The sequence below is a fragment of the Psychrobacter sp. 72-O-c genome, from assembly GCF_904846605.1.
Lineage (GTDB): Bacteria > Pseudomonadota > Gammaproteobacteria > Pseudomonadales > Moraxellaceae > Psychrobacter.
Window position 1 is genome coordinate 69,438 of sequence record NZ_CAJHBI010000011.1, and the last position, 21,602, is coordinate 91,039.

Sequence of the window (21,602 nt, forward strand, 5' to 3'; positions counted from 1 at the left end):
CGGCTTTTAAAAGACTGAGTCTTTAGGAAAGTGAAGCACCAAGATTTTTTTGTACAGCAAGTTGCGTGATATATAACGCCACTGCAGCATCGAAACTTGCGGCCCCTACGGATTTAAAGAAGGTGATTGCCTGCTCGTGGTCGGTATCATTTTCTCTTAACGTTCCTGTTACCAACCCTTGTAAATCGCCGCTAAGATCATCCCATGTCCATGCGCAGTCAGACGCATCATTAGCTTGGATTAGGTCTCCTGCTTCATGATGGCTGCCAGCCAGATCGTCAACAATGACCATGCTGCTGGCTTCGATGACATCATTGCTAATCTCTTTCATCGATGGCCGATAAGCACCTACCGCATTGATATGGGCGTCAGGTTTAATTTGATCTGCCGAAAATAAACTCCTCTCAGCTCGGGTCGCCACGTTAATAATATCCGCATCTTTAATAGCGTCATTAATCTGCTCGCAAACCATTAGTTCAACATCCCACTGCTCATAATCACGGGCGAATCGTGTTTTAAACTGCTCAGCGCTTTTAGAGCTTCTGTTCCAAAGATAAACGGTTTTGATCTCAGGACGCACCGTGAGCACAGCATTTAACTGCTCATAAGCCATACCACCGCAGCCGACCACTGCCACACTTTGACAATCAGACTTGGCCATATATTTGGTCGCGATACCTGATAGTGCTGCTGTCCGTACCTGCGTGATATAAATGCCATCCATCACTGCTAACACCTCACCAGTGGCATTGTTCGATACGGTAATAATAGCTGTGGTAGTCGGCAAGCCACGACTGGGATTGTCAGGACAAACGGTGACCAGCTTCACTGCTGTATACTCTTGCTTACCATCATAAATGGTCGCGGGCATCGATAAATGCGACCCTGAGCTGTGCTTACTACTGTTGCTAAAAAGCTCCTCACTAAAAGTCTCAATGACCAAACGCTCAGGTGATTTTACCCAATTGGGATGCTTAGCCTGTCGATGTAACAACGCCTCAATGGTATCAATAGCGTCTTGCATATTCAGGTGTTCGGTGACTGCTTGTTGGTTTAACCACTGCATAGAGCCTTCCTTGTTTATGAATTCTTTTATGGACTATTTTACTAGTCTATTGAGACGGAGCAGATTTGGATGTTAGTTTTTATAACTATAAAGTGTTCGTAATGAATACCAAAGGTAAACTGGTTATTCTAGCTATTTACGATATCATGCGTGACCCTGATAATAAATACAATGAAACAGAGTCAGAGTCGTTGCCAGACGGACGCATATTAGTTACTAAGAATGGCAAGTTTGGTATTATAGATACCAATACAAAAAAGCCGATCTACCCTCTCAAAATTAGGATATACCGGCTCTTTTTTGAGTTTATTTAGGTATTAGTATTGCACTACCGGAAGACTGACTATGGCTTATAAAAACAAATCTATAGCGGTTAACGGCTCATGGTGATTTTTCAAGTTATAGCCGACTTAAAAATCGACCTTACCTCGTAATGATTTTGTCCTACCCCGCTGTGTTTTTTGATCCGTACGCTTGCGCCGAGCATTTTTGCTCGGTTTACTGGGCCTTCGGGTCTTGCTAACGTAAGTGGCTTTTATTATAAATTGCTGAAGGCGCTCGAAGGCATCGCTCTTGTTCTTTTCTTGGGTGCGAAATTGCTGCGCTTTAATGATCAGCACGCCTTCTTTGCTAATACGGCTGTCCTTGCTTTCTAATAAAAGCTGTTTGTTAGAGTCGCTAAGACTTGAGGCTTTGATATCAAAACGTAGATGAATCGCAGAAGATACTTTATTCACGTTTTGCCCGCCTGCACCTTGGGCGCGTATGGCGTTAATGTCTACTTCGTGGTCATTAAGGCTGATGGTATTGCTGATAAAAATCATGGTCTGCTTTTGTAGAAAATAATCAATGTTTATTGCTTATCATAAACCATTATTAAATAGGCTGCTACCTGCAGTATCTCTGGCGTGTCTAAAACACGCAGGCATTTAAATAAACAGGTTTCTTCATAGCGATAAACATTTTCTTTTAGCATAATTAAGGCGTTTGTTAAAAGAAGTAAATCAGGTGATAATTCAACGCTACTAAGAGAGCACGGCTGATATAAGGCCAGCTCATATAAACCAGCCAGTTTCTCCACCCTATTTTTTGGAAGATACTTTATGTTAATTAATGCAGATTTTTCACAACGTGCGTCGTTAGCAGTTGAAGAATATCAATGGGTTGACTCCCCACAAAACGGCGTTGAGCGCGTGATGCTTGACCGCGTAGGCGAAGAAAAGGCCCGTGCCACTAGTATTGTACGCTATGCTCCCGACTCTTATTTTCCACCCCATTTACATCCCGGTGGCGAGGAGATTTTGGTATTGTCTGGCACTTTTTCTGCAGACGACAAGGATTATCCAGCCGGTTGGTATCTGCGTAATCCGCCAAAATCAGGCCATAAGCCTTATAGTCGTGAAGGTGCTATTATCTTCGTCAAACTCTGGCAGATGTCATCAGACGAAGACCAACATGTGGCTATTGAGACTCAAGATAAAGCCAATTGGCAACCACAAGGAGAACGTCAAGTCTGTCCTTTATTCTCGAACGCTAACGAGCAGGTTAGCTTGCAAAAGCTGAATGCGGGCGAAGCATTATTCCCTACTGAAATAGTAGGAGGCGCAGAACTGCTAGTAACAGAAGGCGAAATGATAGACGCAGGGCAAACATACAAGCGCGGTGGCTGGATACGCCTGCCCGTAGGTGCTCAAGTACAATTAAACGCTGGTACAGAAGGCGTTACCGTCTATCTTAAGACTGGACATCTTGCTCAAATAGACAATATCGATTTTGAAAATTTATAAATTTAGCGGACAATAATATTAAAAAAGCTTCTCTCCGTTAGTTGAGGCTATTAATGAGGAAAATCTTAATATGAAAAATATACCAGTTGCAATTGTGGGTGGCGGTTTAAGTGGTTTATATGCAGCGTTCCTATTGGAACAAAAAAGCATAGACTATATACTTTTAGAAGCTCGTACGACTTTGGGTGGTCGCATTGTCGCTGGTAGGTCTCACGAACACCTGAATTCTGAACACCAGTCTTCTGAACCTCCTAATTCTAAAACTATAAAAATGGAAGTAACCGACAGCTTTGACTTGGGACCTTCTTGGTTTTGGCCTGATTTTCAGCAGCAATTGGGTTATCTTATCGAGGAGTTGAACTTGGAGAGTTTTGCACAATTCGAAGATGGCGATATGATGGTTGAGCGCTCCCCTAACGAGTCTCCTATTCGTACACAAGGCTATAAAAGCTCGCCACCCTCAATGCGTCTGAAAGGTGGTATGGCAGTATTGATTAATGCCTTATATAGTCGCCTAGATTCCACCCGCGTTCTCACCGGACAAATAGTACGTCGGCTGACTAACAAGGATGATTATATTGAGCTTGCCAGCGAAGACTCGTCTGGAAAAATTATGACTTGGCAAACTCAACACGTGCTGCTCGCCTTACCGCCGCGTTTAGCAGAAAACAGCATAGAGTTTACGCCTGCTTTACCAAAAGATATGGCAGCGCAATGGCGTGAGACCGCTACGTGGATGGCGCCACATGCTAAGTATTTTGCAGTTTACGACACGCCTTTTTGGCGAGAGCAAGGTCTGTCAGGAGAAGCTAGAAGTGCGCTAGGGCCGCTTAATGAAATTCACGATGCTTCTATAATGGGTGGCAGTGGCGCGCTGTTTGGTTTCCTCGGAGTTCCAGCGGAAGTACGTCAAAGCGTATCTGAAGACGTGCTAAAAGCACATTGCCGTGCGCAATTAGAACGTCTATTCGGAGCGCAAGCTGACTCGCCGAAAATGGAGTATTTCAAAGATTGGTCCCAAGATCCGTTCACGGCAACAACGGCCGACGCTAATAGCGATGGACAGCATGCGTCAGCTCCTATTGCCAAAGCGACATCAGGTGTATGGAAAGAGTGCCTGACTGGCATAGGTAGTGAATGGTCGCAGCAGTTTCCTGGTTATACTGCTGGCGCTATTGAAGCTGCAAGCTTCGGTGTGCAAAACTTGCCTGAGTCGCCTGAATCTATGTTACAAGATAAGGTTTCGGCCCGCTCTAATTTACCCAGTGATTGATTATGGGATTAAAAATTGCACAAATAGGTTGTTTCTGACTAATGATGAATGAGCTTGATACGATTTTGAAACCTCCCAAGTTAATGTCTACGGAATTGACGATATACATCAATATAAATGTAAAGGATAAAACCGGTGACTACCTTAAGATACATCGCTCATTACCCCGAGCAAATCCAAACCCAAGCAGAAATGCTGATCAGCAACGGTCGGTTGGGGGATTATATTGAAAAAATCTACCCTAGCCAGCACCAAATACAAAGTGATAAAGCGCTATATCAGTATATAAACGAGCTAAAAAATCAGTACATGCGTAAAACTGGTTCTCTTACTCAAGTCAGCTACAACAGTAAACTCAAAGTGCTTAAAGATGCGTTGGGCATCCACACCTTTCAATCTCGAGTACAAGGCAATAAGCTTAAATCACATAATAGTATTACGGTTGCCAGCTTATTCAAAGAGGCGCCGCCTGAGTTTTTGCGTATGATTGTCGTGCATGAGTTAGCACATTTTAAAGAAAAGGAGCATAGCAAAGCGTTCTATCAATTGTGCTGCCATATGGAACCTGATTATCATCAATTTGAGCTAGATACCCGATTATGGTTGCAATGGCGTGAATTGTAATATAATTTGCTCTAATCCCCCCTCTCATAATTTTAGTGCGTTAACGCAGGGTGCTCAAAATGTGGCTATTGATTTGTCACAAGAATTGCTCGTCAGTGAAGACGCAAAGAAAAGAGTTTGGCTTTCATATGATAGCCCTGAGTATTTTAAATAAAGCACGCCATAGCATTAAAGGCTGCGATAAAATCGTCAACGACATATCAATGCTTCTTGATAAATTACGATTCGCTACACTGACAGCATTTCGAACACATATCACATTTTTTACAAGTTGCAGGACAGGTACAGTCACATTTCGGGCAAGGGCAGCTAGAATTATAATGTATTGAAGCTATCAATAAGTTCAGTTTATTTTTAGAAATGGCTTTCATAATAAATCCTTATTCATGATAGATAATTCATTGTGGCAAGAATCAGTAAGGTACTCTGTCATTTTATTGTCAATTTAATAGCTTAGTTAGTTAATTGTTCTCTGACCTAAGAACTAATAAATAGTGAATCATATCCAAGTGGACTACTCCGATTATTTATCACCTTACCTTAAGACGCGACAGCTTTTAGATAGCGACTTACCCCCGCAACTACTGTCTGCTCAATCACTCTATCATCGCCCAACATCATCAGCACAAATAGACGTTCATCAAGCGAGTTGGTCTGCGTCATACGGCGCTCAAGTAATTCAGTAGCTGCCATGTCTATAACCACAAAATCCGCTTCCTTGTTAGGCATAAAGTTACCTATTTTTTTATCTAATAATAACGACTGGGCATTGCCCAAAGTAATCTGATATAGCCCTTGATGAGCGGGCAACGGATTACTTTGTAGTTGCTGGACTTTATACGCCTCTGACAAGGTAGTCAGCATTGATAGACTGGTTCCCGCGCCCACATCAGTAGCAATACTCACGCCGGTGTAGCTTAAGGTTTTGGACAAGTCAAACAGCCCACTCCCCAAAAATAAATTAGATGATGGGCAATGCGCTATCTGCGTGCCAGTCTCGCGCAGCCTTTCGTACTCTGAAGTTTCAAGGTAAATACCATGCGCCAAAGTCGTACGCCGACCAAGTAGCCCCATATCTTCATAGACGTCCAAGTACCCTTTATGATTGGGATAAAGCTCGCGCACAAAAGCGACTTCATCACGATTTTCTGCCAAATGCGTTTGCAAATAGACGCTGTCGTAACTGGCATATAACTCACCGGTCAGTCGCAGCTGCTTTGGAGTCGACGTAATGGCGAATCTTGGCGTAATAGCCACATGCTGACGTCCGCGCTCATGCCATTTGTCAATGATATCTTGAGTGTCACGAATGCCCTGTTCAGCAGGAACACATAAGTGCGCAGGGGCGTTTTGATCCATCAGTACATTCCCCGTAATCATACGGGTATTTAGGCGCTGGCTTTCAGTAAAAAACGCCTCCACTGATTGCGGATGACTGGTAGAAAATACTAAGGCGCTGGTCGTGCCATTGGCAAGCAACTGGTTTAAAAAGAACTTTGCGGTATCATTCGCAACCTTTGGATCCCCGAAATTAGCCTCAGTGACAAAAGTATAGTTATTGAGCCAATCAAGCAACTGCTCACCGAAAGCGGCAATCATATCTATCTGCGGATAGTGTACATGGGTGTCAATAAAGCCAGGCATGATCAGCTTATGCTGATAGTCATGAATCTGTACCGGTTCTTGTCCCTCGTCAGCGGCTGTATTGCCGTAATCCGCTAACATTGCCTTACTGCTACCATAATCTACAATAAGACCGGTCGCATCGTCGACGACCAGTGCACCATCGGCAATATATTCAGGATAAACACTCACGCCTGCGACAACGGGCATTAGCGTGATACTTTTATCAATTGTCGTAGTTGTTGGTGAGCGCTCAGCCCTATCCTTAAGGTCATCTTCGGTAAGATAGTGTAGCAACTGGGCTTGATAAACATGTATGGTCATTTATAGGTCTTACCTTATTTAATAATGCAGTTTTAATAATGCAGGGCATTTTAGCCAAAAGTTAACAGTAGAATTAGCAGTCGACAATTCTTAGATTCAGTTAAGTTATTGTTGATGATAATCATGGTTGTGGTAATGCTGCAAAATTTGGGCAGCCATAGATACGGCAACGGCCATTGGTTCTTTACCACCGATCGGCAGTCCGATTGGCATGGTCAATTTATCGACTATTTGCTTACTATAACCACGCTGAAGCAGACGGTCTTTAAAACGTTTTGCTTTCGTTGCTGAGCCAATACAACCAATATAGGGGGTTGAGACTCGTGGACTCTCGCTGTCTGTTATAGCGTTATCGTTACCCAAATCGCTAGCTAGAATATTGGTATCTAAAGCCACGTCTACAGCCGCCCGTACCAGCTCAAAATCGACACCGTGGTCATGGGTCATGATAAGAATAAAACGCTGAGTGCCTGAGCAAGATGGAGAGTTTTGAGAGTTATCAGTGATAAATGGACGAATAAAATCAACAGGCTCATCACTAACATGCGGACGGATATGCGCAGGAAGTTGATAAACAGTAGATTGATCGGTTTGATTCGCTCTATCTATTAAATAAGGTTCAAACATCTCAGGGCGACTGTCTACCCAGTCCACTTGGCAAGGCAGCTCAGCAAGTACAGTCATCAAAGCCGCTGCCACATGCCCTGCCCCAAATACCAATATCGATAGTGGCGGGGTCACATTAAAGCACTCAAACATGACCGTGACACTACCCCCGCAACACTGTGCTAATTTGGCGCCAAGAGGATAATGCTTGGTATAGACCGTATCGCGGCGTACTGCTTTGGCTGGCTTAGGCTCCATTTCGCTGTTGATATTTTTTTTCGAATCTTTTTCTTTTTTAGAGATTTTTGATACGGTTGCCTCTATCTCACCATTGAGCAATTGCCGCGCGGTAGTCATAACGTCATGCTCAAGACCACCACCGCCCAGCGTGTCGCAACAGCTATCAGCAGCAATAACCATTTTAGCTTGCAATTCTCGCGGGGCTGACCCGTTAACAGCAACCACAGTAGCCAAAACGTGTGCAATGCCTTGCTGCTGATATTGCGCTAGACCGTCATACCAGCGTTTGGGCGGCATTGTCGAAGCTAAGGATGAATCATTCACTGTGCGCAGGCCCTCTAGCCGTTGACACGTTAGGATGTTCTATCGCATCAGGCTGCTCGTCAACTTGCTGACCTTCGACCTCTGGTGGATTTACATCTTCACCATGAGGTACTTGCTGTGGTTTAACTCGATCATCATCAATACCACAATCATCATCCTTAGTCAGGCTATCAATAGTGTCGCCGTCTACCTTAGCTTTAATTTCCCATTCCTGCCCTTGCATACGCATCACTGCTTTTAGCACGGCTTCTGGGGTCGCAGGCATCGTAAGCTCGGGATTTTTCTTATAATCGCCTAAGCTTGCTATCGCATTATTGATAGCACACCAGACGCTAGCGGCTAACATCAACGGCGGCTCACCAACTGCTTTAGAATTGTAAATCGTCTGCTCTTCATTTTTACGCTCAAACAGCTTAACCTGCCACTGCTTCGGCAAATCATGGGCGGTAGGAATCTTATAGTTGGCCGCACTGTTGGATGCTAAGTTGCCTTTTTTATCCCAAGTAAGTTCCTCAGCCGTGAGCCAACCCATGCCTTGAATGAAACCCCCTTCAATCTGACCGACATCAATAGCAGGATTAATTGACTGCCCCACATCGTGTAAAATATCGCAGCGCAGTACCTTGTACTCGCCCGTCAAAGTATCAATCTCAACTTCAGCGCAAGCTGCACCCAATGCAAAGTAAAAGAACGGTCGACCCCAAGCTTTAGAGCGGTCATAAAATATCTTCGGTGTTTTATAATAACCGGTAGAAGACAGACTGATACGATGCTGATACGCCAACTGAATCATCTCAGCAAAGGTGAAGTTTGCTTTATCACCGATATAGACATGGTTACGCTCAAATCGTATATCCTCTTCTGCTACGTCAAAATGCTCAGCAGCAAACTTAACGATGCGCCCTTTAATTGTTATACAAGCATTCTGCGCTGCTTTACCGTTGATATCCGTACCCGATGAGGCAGCAGTCGGTGAGGTGTTGGGTACCTTATCCGTACGCGTTGCTGATACTTTAACGGTGTCTAAGTCAACGTCGAATTCATTCGCAACGATTTGGGCAATTTTGATATAGAGCCCTTGTCCCATCTCAGTACCACCGTGATTGAGGTGGATACTACCATCGGTATAAATATGTACTAGAGCGCCACCTTGATTAAGCGTCTGCACTGTAAATGAAATACCAAACTTCACAGGCGTTAAAGCAAGACCAAGGCGCTTATCGCTACCCTCAGCTTCGGCTTGCTTATTGGCTTTCATAATTTTCTGGCGGCGACTCTCATAATCACAGTCTTCTGCCAGTGTATTAATAATAGTTGCCAAATCGAAATGCTCAATCGGCTGTCCATAATGAGTGCTTTGACCATTTTGATACAGATTAGCCAGACGCACTTGTAACGGGTCTTTTCCTAAGGTATAAGCAATATCGTCCATCATGTATTCAGCAGTGATCAGACCTTGCGGCCCACCAAAACCTCGAAAAGCTGTGTTAGATACCGTGTGCGTCTTGCAACGATGTCCTGCGACATGGGCGGCAGGATAATAATAGCCATTATCACAATGGAACATCGCTCTATCGACGATAGCATCGGATAAGTCTGGCGCATAACCACACAATCCTGCTAACTGCATATCGACCCCAAGCACTTGGCCTGACTCATCCACACCGACATCATAACGATTAGCAAATTCGTGACGCTTACCGGTCACTACCATGTCGTCTTGCCGATCTAGACGCATACTGACTGGCACATTATAGCGCTTGGCGACGATACCGCACATGCACGCCCATGCTGCTGCTTGGGTCTCTTTACCGCCAAAACCGCCGCCCATTCTGCGTACTACGGTATTGACTGCATGAAAGGGTAAATCTACCACTTCAGCGACCAGCTGCTGCACTTCACTTGGATGTTGGGAGGAGGTGTACACTTCAAGTCCACCATCATCACTAGGCACTACGTACGACACTTGACCCTCAAGATAAAAGTGTTCTTGGCCCAGCATGTGAATGTGCCCTTTGATACGAATAGGTGCATTCTTAAGCGCAGCTTCGGTATCGCCGCGCTGCATAGTATGACTAGGACGAACAAAAGAATCCTGTTCTAACGCTTCATCAACACTAAGCACTGCTGGTAATGGCTCATACTCCACAACGGCTTTGAGCACCGCTTTTTTTGCGGCGCGGTGATTGGTCGCTACCACCACAAATAGCGTCTGACCTGCATACTCAGTGATTTCATCCACCATTAATGGCTCACCGTCAAACACAGCCCCGATATCGGTCTTGGCAGGCAAGTCTTTAAAACTTAAAACATCCAACACCCCATCGGCATTTCTCACCGCACTCAGATCCATACTCAATACGCGTGCATGAGCATGAATGCTTTTACCCACTGCTAGATGCAAGGTTTCTTGCGGCTTTAAGATATCATCCACATAAGTTGCCGTACCCATGACATGACTGATCGCACTGTCATGCTTGGCTGAAGTACCGATTTTATTTTTGGCTGGACGCACTCGGCGAATACTGTAACTATCAAATAACGAAGATTCATGGCTCATGATGGCTCTCTCTTTTATTTTTAGCAAAAGCTATAATTTTGGCTTATAGCGTTCGAATTCTTCTACCTTTAGGCATTCTCAGTTTGTACATTTTTTACCAATTGCTTGCCGCACTTAATTAATAAACGCTGCACCACATGCAAGCGATACTCACGGCTGGCTCTGACATCCGTTAATGGTGAAACGTCTAGAGGTAGCGCTTGTGCCGCCTTCTCGAAGCTTGCAACATCAATAAGCTGCCCGACCAGTGCTCGCTGACAATGTGCGGCTAATAATGGTATCGCTGCCATACCGCCTAAGCCGAGTTTAGCGTGATTAATAGTCGTACCATCCGCTGAGACATCAATTTTTGCCGCTACTAGACAAGCAGAAATATCATCTTCGTAACGCTTACTTATTTTGTGAATAAATAAGTGCTGATTGTTTTGCATTAGCGGAATATGGATGGCAACAATATAACTACCTGCTTGCAATTTAGTCTTTTTATAATCTAGGAAAAACTCTGATAAAGGTATGATCTCGTCAGTACAAGACTGTTGATTATTATCACCGTTAGCAGCGCAATGACGCAGATGAATACGTGCCTCTAATGCTAATAAAATCGGTGGTAAATCACCGATTGGAGATGCATTGGCAACGTTACCACCGATGGTACCCATATTACGTATTTGCGGTGAAGCAATGCGCTCGAATAACTGGGCAAATTCAGGAAAATACTGTTCAAGTACTGGGAGCATTTCCTTATAGCTCATGCCAGCGCCAAACACCAAATCTTGCCCCGCTGTTTGAACTGCTGCTTGCTTAGCATCACTGTCAGTGGTTTCCTCTACATTGGACAGCGACCAAGATTTCAACTCCTCAATAGCCGACAGCTGAATAATCACTTCATGATCGACCAGGTGCTGAGTCACGCTTAATCCCAAATCCGTGCCACCCGCCCAAATAGTCGCTTTTGGATTCGCGGCTAGAACCTGATTAAGTTCCTCAATAGTTTGCGGAATAAATAGTTTCCGCGATCCTTCAGTAAGTGCAGGCTCTATAGATGCGTTTGATGACTCTTTTGTGCTGGTCTTACTATTTGTGTCAGTACTTATGTTGTTACTGCTATTGTTGCTTGCCATCGCATCAGTAGCTAAGTTTATAGTTAGATCTTTCACTGCCGTCTGATTAGCTTCTCTTTGCTGACCGATTCCTTCCATCGCTAGACCTGCCTCGATAATGGGTCGATAGCCTGTACATCGGCACAGATTGCCTGATATTGAGGCGACAATGTCATCGTAGCTTAGGTCGTCATAACTTAAATCATTCTCGCTTGGCTCATCACTTTTAACACTCTGCTCTTTTTGCATACGATTGTTTTCATATACAGAAGCAAGAGACATGACAAAACCAGGGGTACAAAAGCCGCACTGTGATCCATGACACTCAACCATCGCTTGCTGGGCAGGGTGTAGTAGCGCACGCTCTGGGTGATTCTCAGGATTGTCTGCCAGATAAGAAGCCGTCATAAGATGATGACCATCCATGAGCGACAATAGAGTGATACAAGAATTCAACGTGTAGAAAGGTTCGCTGCTATTGCTAGCGTTGCTACTAGAGTTATCAGTAGCGTTAAAAGGCAAGCGTTGCGCCATAATGGTGCAGGCACCGCAATCCCCACTGCCGCAGCCTTCTTTGGTATCCGTTTGACGCACGTGTAGGCGTAGGTACTCAAGCACCGTTGTATTAGGGTTAAGGTGGGTAAGCTCGTGACGCTTTCCGTTCAGATAGAAATTAATCATAGCAAGACTCGGCTAAGGTAGAATAATAAGGCGACACTTAACGACATCTGAAAACTCAAATGGTTTTTGAAAGCTCAAACGGTTAGCGCAGGCTCTTAATAAAAAGTAGGAGTAAAGTTAGCAATCATAGGATCAGAGGCTGTTATAAAGCAGCAGAGCGAGCAGCCTAAAAGTTAAGCTTATCATTCAGCTGATACAAGCACTCGGAACTATGTTGTGATACTAAAATTTGTAATACAAGAAATTTAAACATGATTAATCATCCTTGATTAATATGGCCGTAAAATGATACATAGGCCGTTTTTGATACTACACACTACATAAAAAAGCGGTTCTAACTGAGTTATAGTATTTGTTATCAGCGTTTACACAGCTCTCAAATAGTGCTTGGACAGTGTTGAAAAACACTTAAGAGGTTTTTACATTTGAAATTTTTGAGTTAACTGACACTTGACTACATGGTCAGTTATTACCTATATTATCACTACTTCTATTCACTTTACAACTTATAAAAAACCAAAATAGCGACGATTAAAACGAATAAGTTCGATAAAAATATATTTAACTTAGACGCTCATAGCTAAATTTTTGATTTGCAGTGTTGGTTAGCGTCCGTCCAAAATATTTAAATCCACATCTTTACCTAACAACCGAAGACAACGCTGAATCACGGGCGCATCCACCATATTGCCGTTCACTTTAAATACCGCCTGCCCACTACGTTGATACTCCTCTACCACGCGTTTAGCAAATTTAATCTCAGTGTCGGTGGGTTGCAGAGCTTGCTGGACGATAGTAACTTGCTTGGGATGAATACAAAGCATGCCTGACAAACCCATCTGTGACCACAGCTGTACTCGCTGCTCAAGACCTTCACTATCGTTAAAGTCCGTATAAACGCTATCGATAGGCGCTACCAACTGATGAACCTTTGAGGTAAGCAGTAGCTGATAGCGAACTTGATTGGCAATAATATCTGCTGCTATCGTGCCTACTTGCACTTGTATATCGTTGCATAGATCTAGAAAGCCATAGCTAAATGCGACCAGTCCAGATGCTTTTGCCATGCTATTAATTTGATACAAACCAATTGCATTTTCTACTAAGGCAATTACCGATAGACCAGTAAAGTCATGGATACGGTCAATGTCTGAAGCCTGTTGCGCTTTAGGTAATATGACTCCAGCAAGATTGGGCATCTGCTGACATGCTTTCAAGTCTTCCTCGAAATCCGCACTACCCGCTTGATTGATTCGAACCCAAATAGGTTGATAGTCCTGACTGTCATAATAGCTTCGTAATGCTTCGCGAGATTTTGCTTTGTCTTCCTGGGCAACCGCATCTTCCAGATCAACAATAACGGCATCTGCACCACTGGCGAATGCTTTTGCCACCCGATCCATCCTAGTCGCAGGAACAAATAACCAAGTTTTGATGTTATTAAAATCGTTTTTAGAAACGGCTGTGTTATTAATATTGTTGTTCTTGTTATTGTCGATAAGTGATTGCATGTTAAATCCGTCCCTAAGTGTTTGTCCTTACTATAGCTAAATAAAAAACCGCATGCTATTTATATAAGCATACGGTTTTTAGTAAAAATCTACTTCTGGGTGACTAGATACTAACTAAGCCAACATGCCGCCATCAACTATGATAGTTGCGCCGGTCGTATAACTGGATGCATCAGATACCAAATACAAAACCGTTCCTGCCATTTCGTCAGGGTCTGCAACGCGCCCTAGTGGGATTGCTTTAAGCGCCATATTTAATACTTTATCATTATTGGTTAAGGCAGAGGCAAACTTGGTATCCGTAAGGCCGGGTAATAATGCATTAACGCGAATATTTAATGGGCCACATTCTTTGGCAAACGACTTAGTCATACTAATAACCGCAGCTTTGGTAATTGAATAGATACCTTGCTTATCGCCAGCGACCACGCCATTAACCGATGCGGTATTTAATATAACACCACCGCCCTGCTCTCGCATCATTTTGCCAGCAGCAGTCGACATAAAGAAATAACCGCGAATATTCACATCGACTGTCTTTTCAAAAGCTGCTAAGTCAGTATCTAAGATATGACCATAGTAAGGATTCGCCGCCGCATTATTCACTAAAATGTCAATTTGACCAAACTCGCTTTTGATATGTTCAAAGATGGCGGCTATTTGCTCCATTTCTCCCACATGACAAGGGAACGCACTGGCCTTGCCGCCATCCGCGACAATACTATCCGCAACCGCTTGGCAAGCATCTACTTTACGACTAGAGACAATAACGTGGGCGCCTCTTGATGCAAGCAAGCGCGCAATAGATTCACCAATACCGCGGCTTGCGCCAGTGACTAAGGCAATTTTTCCGGTTAAATCAAATAAATCTTTCATGACTATTCCTTATGTCTTGTTGAAAAAGTATTTCTATTAAACAATATCTTTATTAAATAGCGTTTCTATTAACGTTTTTAATAACGTATTTGATAAACAAACAGTTTCTTTATAAAAAAGCCTAATCACTAATTAGGCTTTTAATTGTCTGTTTATAACGCGTTATGCAAGCATGCCGCCATCAAGGGTGAAGGCATGACCATTCATAAAGCTGCTCTCGTCGCTCGCCAGCCATGCGATCGCCCCTGAAATCTCATCAACAGTCCCTAAACGACGCAACGGACTCGCTTTTATGGTCGCTTGTTGAGCGCGCTCATCCATATTAGCCATCGTGTTACGTACCATCGGCGTATCGATAAAGCTTGGGCATACCGCGTTAAAGCGAATATTTACTCGGGCATATTCATGAGCAGCGGACTTGGTAAGTCCCATGACTCCATGCTTAGCAGCGCTATAGGCTGAAAGCAAAGGAGCAGAACGCAATCCGGCTATCGATGCGACATTGATTACATGGCCGCCACCATTAGAAGCCATACACCCAACGGCGGCACGCATACAATGCCATACGCCTTTTAGATTGACAGCGATATTGCGGTCAAAATCCTCATCACTAAGCTCATGCATGGGCGCAGGTTTGTGATCAATACCCGCATTATTCACCACCACATCAAGACCGCCCAGCTCCGCCATAGCAAAAGCAAACAGTACTCGCACTTCATCGCCACTGGTGACATCGACCTTTTTAAACACTAGGGTATGACCAGCATCTTGCCCTTGCTTGGCAACAGCTTTCCCCTGCTCTTCAGACAAATCACCAATGACTACTTTAGCACCGCGACTCGCTAGTAGAAGTGCGCTTGCCGCACCGATTCCAGAAGCACCACCAGTAACTAAAACTCGCTTACCTGCTACATTGCTAGCTACGTCTGATGCAAGTCCATTTGTTGTCAGTGTCATTATTTATCCCTCTACCTTAAGTACTAATTTACCGAAATTTTCACCTTTAAAGAGCATCATCAATGTATCAGGAAAGGTCTCTATCCCCTCTACAATGTGATCTTTTACGGTCAGCTCGCCCGATTGTATCCAACCTGCAATGTCTTTCATCGCAATGGGATATTCTTTGATATTGTCAAAGACCACAATACCTTCCATGCGTGCGCGATTGACCAACAATGATAGATAATTTGATGGGCCTTTAACCGCTGTGGTGTTGTTGTATTGACTGATAGCGCCGCAAATAACGATACGAGCGTGCAGATTAATTTGTGTGAGTACATCATCTAAAATATCACCGCCAACATTGTCAAAGAAAACATCGACCCCTTTTGGACAAGCTTCTTTTAGGGCTTTTTTTACATTCTCATTCTTATAATCTACAGCCGCATCAAAACCAAGCTCATCCACTAAAAACTTGCATTTTTCTGGGCCGCCTGCGATACCCACAACGCGGCAGCCTTTGATTTTAGCAATTTGTCCTACCAGACCACCAACCGCGCCCGCAGCACCAGATACTACGACAGTCTCTCCAGCTTTTGGCTGTCCCGTTTTTAATAAGCCAAAATAGCCAGTCATGCCAGGCATACCTAAAACGCCCAAGTAGTAAGGCAATGGCGCTAGATTAGGATCAACTTTGTACAAGCCATTACCATCACTGACCGCATAGGACTGGACGCCATTATGACCACAGACATAGTCACCAGCCACAAAACCATCGAGCTTACTCTCAACGACTTTTCCCACAGTACCGGCGCGCATGACATCACCAATTTGTACAGGCTCTATATAAGACTTTGCATCATTTAGCCAGCCACGCATCGCTGGATCCAATGAGATATACTCAATTTTAATGAGCAATTGGCCATCTTTAATAGTTGGTATTTCAGACTCGGTATAATCCCAAGTATCAGCGCTAGGTTCGCCAACAGGTCTTGCTTTGAGTCGCCATTGTTTATTCATTGTTGTCATATGTCTCTCCTTAGAACCAGTCAGCTTGCATATCCGTGCAAACAGAATTGGTATTGGTTAAAATTGCTATATCGCGTTTTATAGTGGGTAATTCCCAGTCTATAAAATATTTTGCGGCTTGTATCTTACCTTTATAGAAATTCTGTTTTTCATTGTCTTGCGTATCACTTAGCAACTGTTCGGCTTTACTGGCTTGACGAATCCAAATCCAACTCACCACAATGGAGGCAAAAATATTCATCAGTGCTTGTGCATTACCAGTCAGCGTTATCGCTTTTTCGGTGGGTAGTATTTTACTTAAATGAACCAGTACTTCGTGTAAGTGATCCATATAAGGGGTCAGCTTAGCGGCGAGTTGTGCAGATTCTGGCGTGCTGATATTTTCTAAATCGTGAGTGATTTCACGTTTTAAGATTTGAATACCAAGACCTTTGTTTTGCCATAATTTACGAAATGACAAATCTAAAGCTTGCACACCATTCGTGCCTTCGTGAATGGGATTAAGACGATTGTCACGCCAAAACTGCTCAGAATAATACTCACGTGTATAGCCGGCTCCGCCCAATACTTGAATACCCAAGTCATTTGCTTTGGGCCCATACTCAGAAGGCCATGCTTTGATGACTGGCGTTAGCAAATCAAGCAACTCTGATAGCTCAGCTTTAAGCGTCTCATCGTCACTGGTGTTGATACGGTCAATAATATTTGAGCCATATAAACATAAAGACATACCACCTTCGGTATAGGCTTTCTGTGCCAGTAGCATACGCTTCACGTCACCATGATTGATGATAGCCGTGGCATCATGCTCAGGCTTGTTATTGGGTGCAATTCTGCCTTGCATTCTATCTTTGGCATACGCTAAAGAATACTGATAACCGCGATAGCCAATCATCGCTGCGCCAAAACCAACCCCTATTCGAGCCTCATTCATCATCTTGAACATATAGCGTAGACCGAAATGCTCTTCGCCAATCAGATAACCGTAACAATCGCCTTCATCACCAAAGCTTAATGACGTAGATGTGGTGCCTCTATAACCCAGCTTATGCAGTAGACCAGTTAAATGAACGTCATTACGTGCGCCTATCGACTCATCATCATTCAACCGATACTTTGGAACGGCAAACAAAGAAATACCTTTGACGCCACCAGGGCCGCCCGGAACTTTGGCCAATACCAGATGGATGATATTGTCAGATAACTCATGGTCACCGCCTGAGATATAGATCTTGCTGCCTTTTATTCGGTAAGAGCCGTCATCTTGCTCGACCGCTGTGGTTCTGATGTCTGATAACGACGAGCCAGCATGCGGCTCAGTCAAAGCCATCGTTCCGGTAAATTCGCCGGTCAACATACGCGGCATGAAGGCATTCTTGATTTCATCACTCGCAAAATGTGAAATCACATTAATAGCAGCTGATGTTAAAAATGGATAAGCCGTGGTTGAAGGATTGGCCGCCATAAAATAACCAGCGACCGCTGTCATCACAGTTTCAGGTAATTGCATGCCACCTTCTTCAAATGAGTAACGACCAGCAATAAACCCTGACTCTCTGAACGCATCAAAGGCGACTTTGACATCGTCTATCATGCTGACCTTTTTACCATCAAACTGCGGTTCATTCTGATCCGCAATATGGTTGTGTGGCAAAAATAAATTAGTCGCCATTTTGTTTGCTGTGTCTAATACAGCATCAAAAGTGGCACGATTGTGTTCTTCAAACTTAGCGCTATTGCAAAGACTTTCGGCATCCAACACATCATACAATTGAAAAGGAAGCTCAAATTTATTAATAAGCGTATCTGTTGCCATAGTATTTTCTCTTTAATGGGGCTAATAGGTTATGCTGATAGAGTCACATACTCATGGTTTATGGGTTGAGTCTGTTTGCCGACAAGAAACAATAGAGACAACTCAGCACTCATAAATAAGTGGTGAATTAATACTAGTCTAGTTTTCACCTTTACCGTATTGTCATTTATGACATAATTATAGTGAAATAAGACATCGATAGCCAATAAGATGAAACTATATCTATATTGTCTCGTATAGCTGGTAAAAATTTTTCTAGCTTGCTGTGTGACTTCGTCACTTCAAAGGCTTCGAAAATTTTTCTCAGCCACACTATATATTATTCAATATTTACTCAATCATATTTGTCTGACGTGCCATTAATAATAGCTAAAGGATGATAAAGAACCTATGCCCTACTCTAATGCAAAGCCTTTTAAGGTCATTATTCTCGGGTTTGATGGCGTGCTTGGTAGCGTACTATCTGGCGCATTAGACTTATTTTCATTTACTGGCGTCAGTTGGCAACGATTTTTGGGTCAAGCGGTAGAACCAAGGTTCGATGTGCAAATTGCCAGTTTACATGGCTTAGACATTAGATGTAGCAACCGTTTGATCATACAAGCGCACTGCGCTATCGAGGATGTGACGCACTGTGATTTATTGCTAATACCCACTATAGGGGACTCAATCGATAAGGTACTGATGCAAAACCTGAGCTTACTGCCTCATTTAAAGCGTCTGGCTAACACACAGGCAGATATTGCCAGTAATTGTAGCGGGGCATTTTTTTTGGCCAAAGCAGGTATTCTTGATGGCCTAACCGCCACCACACATTGGGGATATGCGAGTAAGTTTAAGACAGACTACCCGCTCGTTGATTTGCAGGAGAATCAGCTTGTAACGCAGTCAGGCAATATATTTTGCGCGGCGGGCGGCAGCGCCTTTTATGAATTGGCATTGCTATTAATAGAGCGCTATTGCGGACGAGAAATCTCCACCCAAGTGGCAAAAACGCAAATCATTGATAGCAAAAGAGGCAGTCAGAACAGCTATACTAACGTGACCTTATATAAGCCTCATTCAGACCATCTGGTAAAACGCGTGCAAGAGTTCATCGAGGACAATTTTGACCAGCTGATACAAGTGAGGGATTTGGCGGCTATGGTTAATATCACGCCACGGACGTTGAACAGACGGTTTCAATCCTGTATGGCCATGCGTCCTATTGAGTATATTCAAGCAGTAAGGATTGAGCAGGCCAAACGCTTACTAGAATCAGGGGATGTGACGATAAAATCCCTTGCTGATCAAGTCGGCTATAGCGACATATCATCATTTACGCGCTTGTTTAAACGCGCCACAGAGCTGACACCAAAGGAGTATCAAAACAAGTTTTCCCGTATGTCCATTTGATGGTACTTCTACCATGTTTTTTACGATATGGCTTGTTGCCCTGCGCGCAAATTTTTATTGGTAAAATAGTAATGCCAAGTCAATAACGTACTATCTAAGTATATAGTTGACTTCCTCCCCTCCCTAAAAGTGAAGGGGATTCCTACTAAAGACGATCAAGCCCGACCGCGAGTATGTTTTTTGCTCCATTAACGTCTCTGTTATGGGTAGTTTGACAAGAACTACAAAACCAAACCCTAATGCCAAGCCCAGCTCTACCTTTCGGACTGTCTTGGCGAGAGCCGCAACACGAGCAGGTTTGGGTTGTGTACGCTTCATTGACTTCAATATAGTGGCAACCTGCATGCTTGCATTTGTAATCCAGTTGCCGCTTTATTTCAAACCAACCCGCGTCATAGACGGATTTGGCAAGTTTGCTTGAAGTGAATGATTTAGATTTTATCTTTCCAACAACGATTAGGTTGTTAGATTTGACCAATTGATTGGTGAATTTATGAATTAAATCTTTACGGGTGTTTTTGATTTTGGCGTTAATAGCACGAGTACGCTTTTTGTTTTTAGCGCGTTGAGATATTGCCAGTTTTTCAGCATATTGATGAGTGAGTTTGGTTTGCAACTTATCGCCATCACTGGTGACCGCTGAATCTTTACAGCCCAAGTCAATACCGACTCTTCCGTCACCGCAATCCGTTTTGGGATGCTCTTTAACGGTGATACAGGCGTACCATCTGCCGCGAGAATCTTGTACCAATTCGCAAGTATTGATGGTGTAGAGGGCTAGATTATAGCTGTCCCACAAATCAATGATGAGTTTTTTACCCTTAGCCAGACTGAATTGCAGGGTGGTTTTTAAGCTCTTTTTACCTGATTGACGGGTCGCTAAATGTTTGATTGCGGTTTTCTTAAATGGAATCCAACCAAGGTTTTTACGTCTTGATTTAGGATTATTGGTACGCCATTTTAGCTTTGCTTTTTTGAACTGTTTGCGAGATTTGGCATGGGTTTCAGCAATGGCTTGTAATGTTTGGCTGTGCAGGTTTAAATACTCGCCACTGCCTTTGGTGTAAGCACTTAGATCATAAGCTGAAAAGAAATGACCCGTGCGCTGGAGATGTTTAAAGCTCAACTCATTCACGTAATTCCAGACAAAGTTAACCGACCCAGCTAAAACATTTAACTGAACAGCGTGTTTGTCTTTGATGCGTAGTTTGAGGGTTTTCATAGGGTGATTATGATCTCAATGGGTTTGGTTAACAAGGTAGTTTCAAGATTAGAGGTGTAATGGACAAAATTCATGCTAAAAAGTAGACGATAGCGGCTAATGGACATAATTCATGCTGGCAGCGCTACTTTGACAATAAAAAGTCTTTAATAAACCGTAGCTTACGTTGTTCGTTTAGACCATGATGACTGTGTAATTGTCGCTTTAACTCACTGAACAAACCTTCAAGAGCATTGGTTGTATTTGGCATATTTAAGTGCTCGTATTCTCTATAAGTAAATAGCCAGTCACTATTGGTTCGCAAGCTTCGAGAAGCACTTCTAAGGCGTCTGTGAGTGTACCAAGTTTTACCGGTTTCGATGTTAATACTCCGCTCATTAAGATAGGCTTCATGAGTGATATACCAGCTGTCTAAGCGTTCTGTGAACCCTGACTTATCATGCTGTGTTACTGTTAAGGATAACTGTCTGAGCGCCATGCTTGCGATGGTTTTAGGACGACGAGTTAGATAACGAGTGACTATCTGTAATTGATGAAACTGGCACATCTGGCAAGGTATGTTGGGAAATAGCTTGTTTAATCCTCGTCTACCATCGCAGGTGATGC

At 43.5% G+C, this 21,602-nt stretch carries 16 protein-coding genes and 1 pseudogene; 4 read left to right on the forward strand and 13 right to left on the reverse strand.

What is annotated here, in order from left to right:
- Window positions 1-22 precede the first annotated feature (22 nt).
- On the reverse strand, window positions 23-1,066 hold the full coding sequence (locus JMX97_RS05690) for an ornithine cyclodeaminase family protein (protein WP_201556203.1): 1,044 nt from the start codon (window positions 1,064-1,066) through the stop codon (window positions 23-25).
- A 410-nt stretch (window positions 1,067-1,476) separates the two neighbouring features.
- A complete protein-coding gene (gene arfB, locus JMX97_RS05695) occupies window positions 1,477-1,890 on the reverse strand; it encodes an alternative ribosome rescue aminoacyl-tRNA hydrolase ArfB (protein WP_201556205.1) in 414 nt (137 codons plus the stop codon).
- Window positions 1,891-2,169: 279 nt separating this feature from the next.
- Between arfB and JMX97_RS05700 the strand changes: the two genes are divergently transcribed.
- The 3 genes from JMX97_RS05700 to JMX97_RS05710 all read left to right on the forward strand — a co-directional run bounded on the left by JMX97_RS05700 (window position 2,170) and on the right by JMX97_RS05710 (window position 4,750).
- Entirely contained in the window at window positions 2,170-2,853 is a 684-nt protein-coding gene (locus tag JMX97_RS05700) for a cupin domain-containing protein (protein WP_201556208.1), read from the forward strand.
- 70 nt (window positions 2,854-2,923) lie between these two features.
- Window positions 2,924-4,126, forward strand: coding sequence for a flavin monoamine oxidase family protein (locus tag JMX97_RS05705; protein ID WP_201556216.1), 1,203 nt, complete (start codon window positions 2,924-2,926; stop codon window positions 4,124-4,126).
- Window positions 4,127-4,261: 135 nt separating this feature from the next.
- Entirely contained in the window at window positions 4,262-4,750 is a 489-nt protein-coding gene (locus JMX97_RS05710; protein WP_201556218.1) for a M48 family metallopeptidase, read from the forward strand.
- A gap of 540 nt (window positions 4,751-5,290) precedes the next feature.
- Here JMX97_RS05710 and guaD read toward each other — a convergent pair.
- The 9 genes from guaD to JMX97_RS05755 all read right to left on the reverse strand — a co-directional run bounded on the left by guaD (window position 5,291) and on the right by JMX97_RS05755 (window position 18,379).
- The gene (gene guaD, locus JMX97_RS05715; protein WP_201556220.1) at window positions 5,291-6,697 is read right to left on the reverse strand and encodes a guanine deaminase; all 1,407 of its coding nucleotides are present in this window, start codon (window positions 6,695-6,697) and stop codon (window positions 5,291-5,293) included.
- Window positions 6,698-6,802: 105 nt separating this feature from the next.
- A complete protein-coding gene (locus JMX97_RS05720) occupies window positions 6,803-7,867 on the reverse strand; it encodes an XdhC family protein (RefSeq protein ID WP_227671472.1) in 1,065 nt (354 codons plus the stop codon).
- A complete protein-coding gene (gene xdhB / locus JMX97_RS05725; RefSeq protein ID WP_201556222.1) occupies window positions 7,860-10,427 on the reverse strand; it encodes a xanthine dehydrogenase molybdopterin binding subunit in 2,568 nt (855 codons plus the stop codon). The genes JMX97_RS05720 and xdhB overlap by 8 nt, the downstream gene beginning before the upstream one ends.
- A gap of 68 nt (window positions 10,428-10,495) precedes the next feature.
- Entirely contained in the window at window positions 10,496-12,208 is a 1,713-nt protein-coding gene (locus JMX97_RS05730; RefSeq protein ID WP_201556223.1) for a xanthine dehydrogenase small subunit, read from the reverse strand.
- Between the two features lie 605 nt (window positions 12,209-12,813).
- Complete coding sequence (locus JMX97_RS05735; RefSeq protein WP_201556224.1) at window positions 12,814-13,719, reverse strand: HpcH/HpaI aldolase/citrate lyase family protein; 906 nt, start codon at window positions 13,717-13,719, stop codon at window positions 12,814-12,816.
- A gap of 114 nt (window positions 13,720-13,833) precedes the next feature.
- Window positions 13,834-14,595 (reverse strand): SDR family oxidoreductase, encoded by a 762-nt coding sequence (locus JMX97_RS05740; protein WP_201556225.1) that lies wholly within the window; start codon window positions 14,593-14,595, stop codon window positions 13,834-13,836.
- Window positions 14,596-14,757: 162 nt separating this feature from the next.
- Window positions 14,758-15,552, reverse strand: coding sequence for an SDR family NAD(P)-dependent oxidoreductase (locus tag JMX97_RS05745; protein ID WP_201556226.1), 795 nt, complete (start codon window positions 15,550-15,552; stop codon window positions 14,758-14,760).
- A 3-nt stretch (window positions 15,553-15,555) separates the two neighbouring features.
- Entirely contained in the window at window positions 15,556-16,563 is a 1,008-nt protein-coding gene (locus tag JMX97_RS05750) for an NADP-dependent oxidoreductase (protein WP_201556227.1), read from the reverse strand.
- A gap of 10 nt (window positions 16,564-16,573) precedes the next feature.
- Window positions 16,574-18,379 carry an acyl-CoA dehydrogenase gene (locus JMX97_RS05755; protein WP_201556228.1) on the reverse strand — a complete coding sequence of 602 codons (1,806 nt, stop codon included), beginning with the start codon at window positions 18,377-18,379 and terminating at the stop codon, window positions 16,574-16,576.
- A 390-nt stretch (window positions 18,380-18,769) separates the two neighbouring features.
- Here JMX97_RS05755 and JMX97_RS05760 point away from each other — a divergent pair, with 390 nt between their 5' ends.
- Window positions 18,770-19,774 carry a GlxA family transcriptional regulator gene (locus tag JMX97_RS05760; RefSeq protein ID WP_201556229.1) on the forward strand — a complete coding sequence of 335 codons (1,005 nt, stop codon included), beginning with the start codon at window positions 18,770-18,772 and terminating at the stop codon, window positions 19,772-19,774.
- Between the two features lie 20 nt (window positions 19,775-19,794).
- Here JMX97_RS05760 and JMX97_RS05765 read toward each other — a convergent pair.
- Together JMX97_RS05765 and JMX97_RS13765 are read right to left on the reverse strand one after the other, a co-directional pair.
- Window positions 19,795-20,996: pseudogene (locus tag JMX97_RS05765) on the reverse strand (RNA-guided endonuclease InsQ/TnpB family protein).
- Window positions 20,997-21,120: 124 nt separating this feature from the next.
- Window positions 21,121-21,602: hypothetical protein (locus tag JMX97_RS13765; RefSeq protein WP_227671620.1), on the reverse strand; the 482-nt coding region annotated here is incomplete at its 5' end.

Excerpts from the sequence above, each read along its gene's own strand:
- JMX97_RS05690 (WP_201556203.1), bottom strand. The coding sequence starts at position 1,066 with ATGCAGTGGTTAAACCAACAAGCAGTCACCGAACACCTGAATATGCAA.
- arfB (WP_201556205.1), bottom strand. The coding sequence starts at position 1,890 with ATGATTTTTATCAGCAATACCATCAGCCTTAATGACCACGAAGTAGAC.
- JMX97_RS05700 (WP_201556208.1), top strand. The coding sequence starts at position 2,170 with ATGTTAATTAATGCAGATTTTTCACAACGTGCGTCGTTAGCAGTTGAA.
- JMX97_RS05705 (WP_201556216.1), top strand. The coding sequence starts at position 2,924 with ATGAAAAATATACCAGTTGCAATTGTGGGTGGCGGTTTAAGTGGTTTA.
- guaD (WP_201556220.1), bottom strand. The coding sequence starts at position 6,697 with ATGACCATACATGTTTATCAAGCCCAGTTGCTACACTATCTTACCGAA.
- xdhB (WP_201556222.1), bottom strand. The coding sequence starts at position 10,427 with ATGAGCCATGAATCTTCGTTATTTGATAGTTACAGTATTCGCCGAGTG.
- JMX97_RS05730 (WP_201556223.1), bottom strand. The coding sequence starts at position 12,208 with ATGATTAATTTCTATCTGAACGGAAAGCGTCACGAGCTTACCCACCTT.
- JMX97_RS05735 (WP_201556224.1), bottom strand. The coding sequence starts at position 13,719 with ATGCAATCACTTATCGACAATAACAAGAACAACAATATTAATAACACA.
- JMX97_RS05740 (WP_201556225.1), bottom strand. The coding sequence starts at position 14,595 with ATGAAAGATTTATTTGATTTAACCGGAAAAATTGCCTTAGTCACTGGC.
- JMX97_RS05745 (WP_201556226.1), bottom strand. The coding sequence starts at position 15,552 with ATGACACTGACAACAAATGGACTTGCATCAGACGTAGCTAGCAATGTA.
- JMX97_RS05750 (WP_201556227.1), bottom strand. The coding sequence starts at position 16,563 with ATGACAACAATGAATAAACAATGGCGACTCAAAGCAAGACCTGTTGGC.
- JMX97_RS05755 (WP_201556228.1), bottom strand. The coding sequence starts at position 18,379 with ATGGCAACAGATACGCTTATTAATAAATTTGAGCTTCCTTTTCAATTG.
- JMX97_RS05760 (WP_201556229.1), top strand. The coding sequence starts at position 18,770 with ATGCCCTACTCTAATGCAAAGCCTTTTAAGGTCATTATTCTCGGGTTT.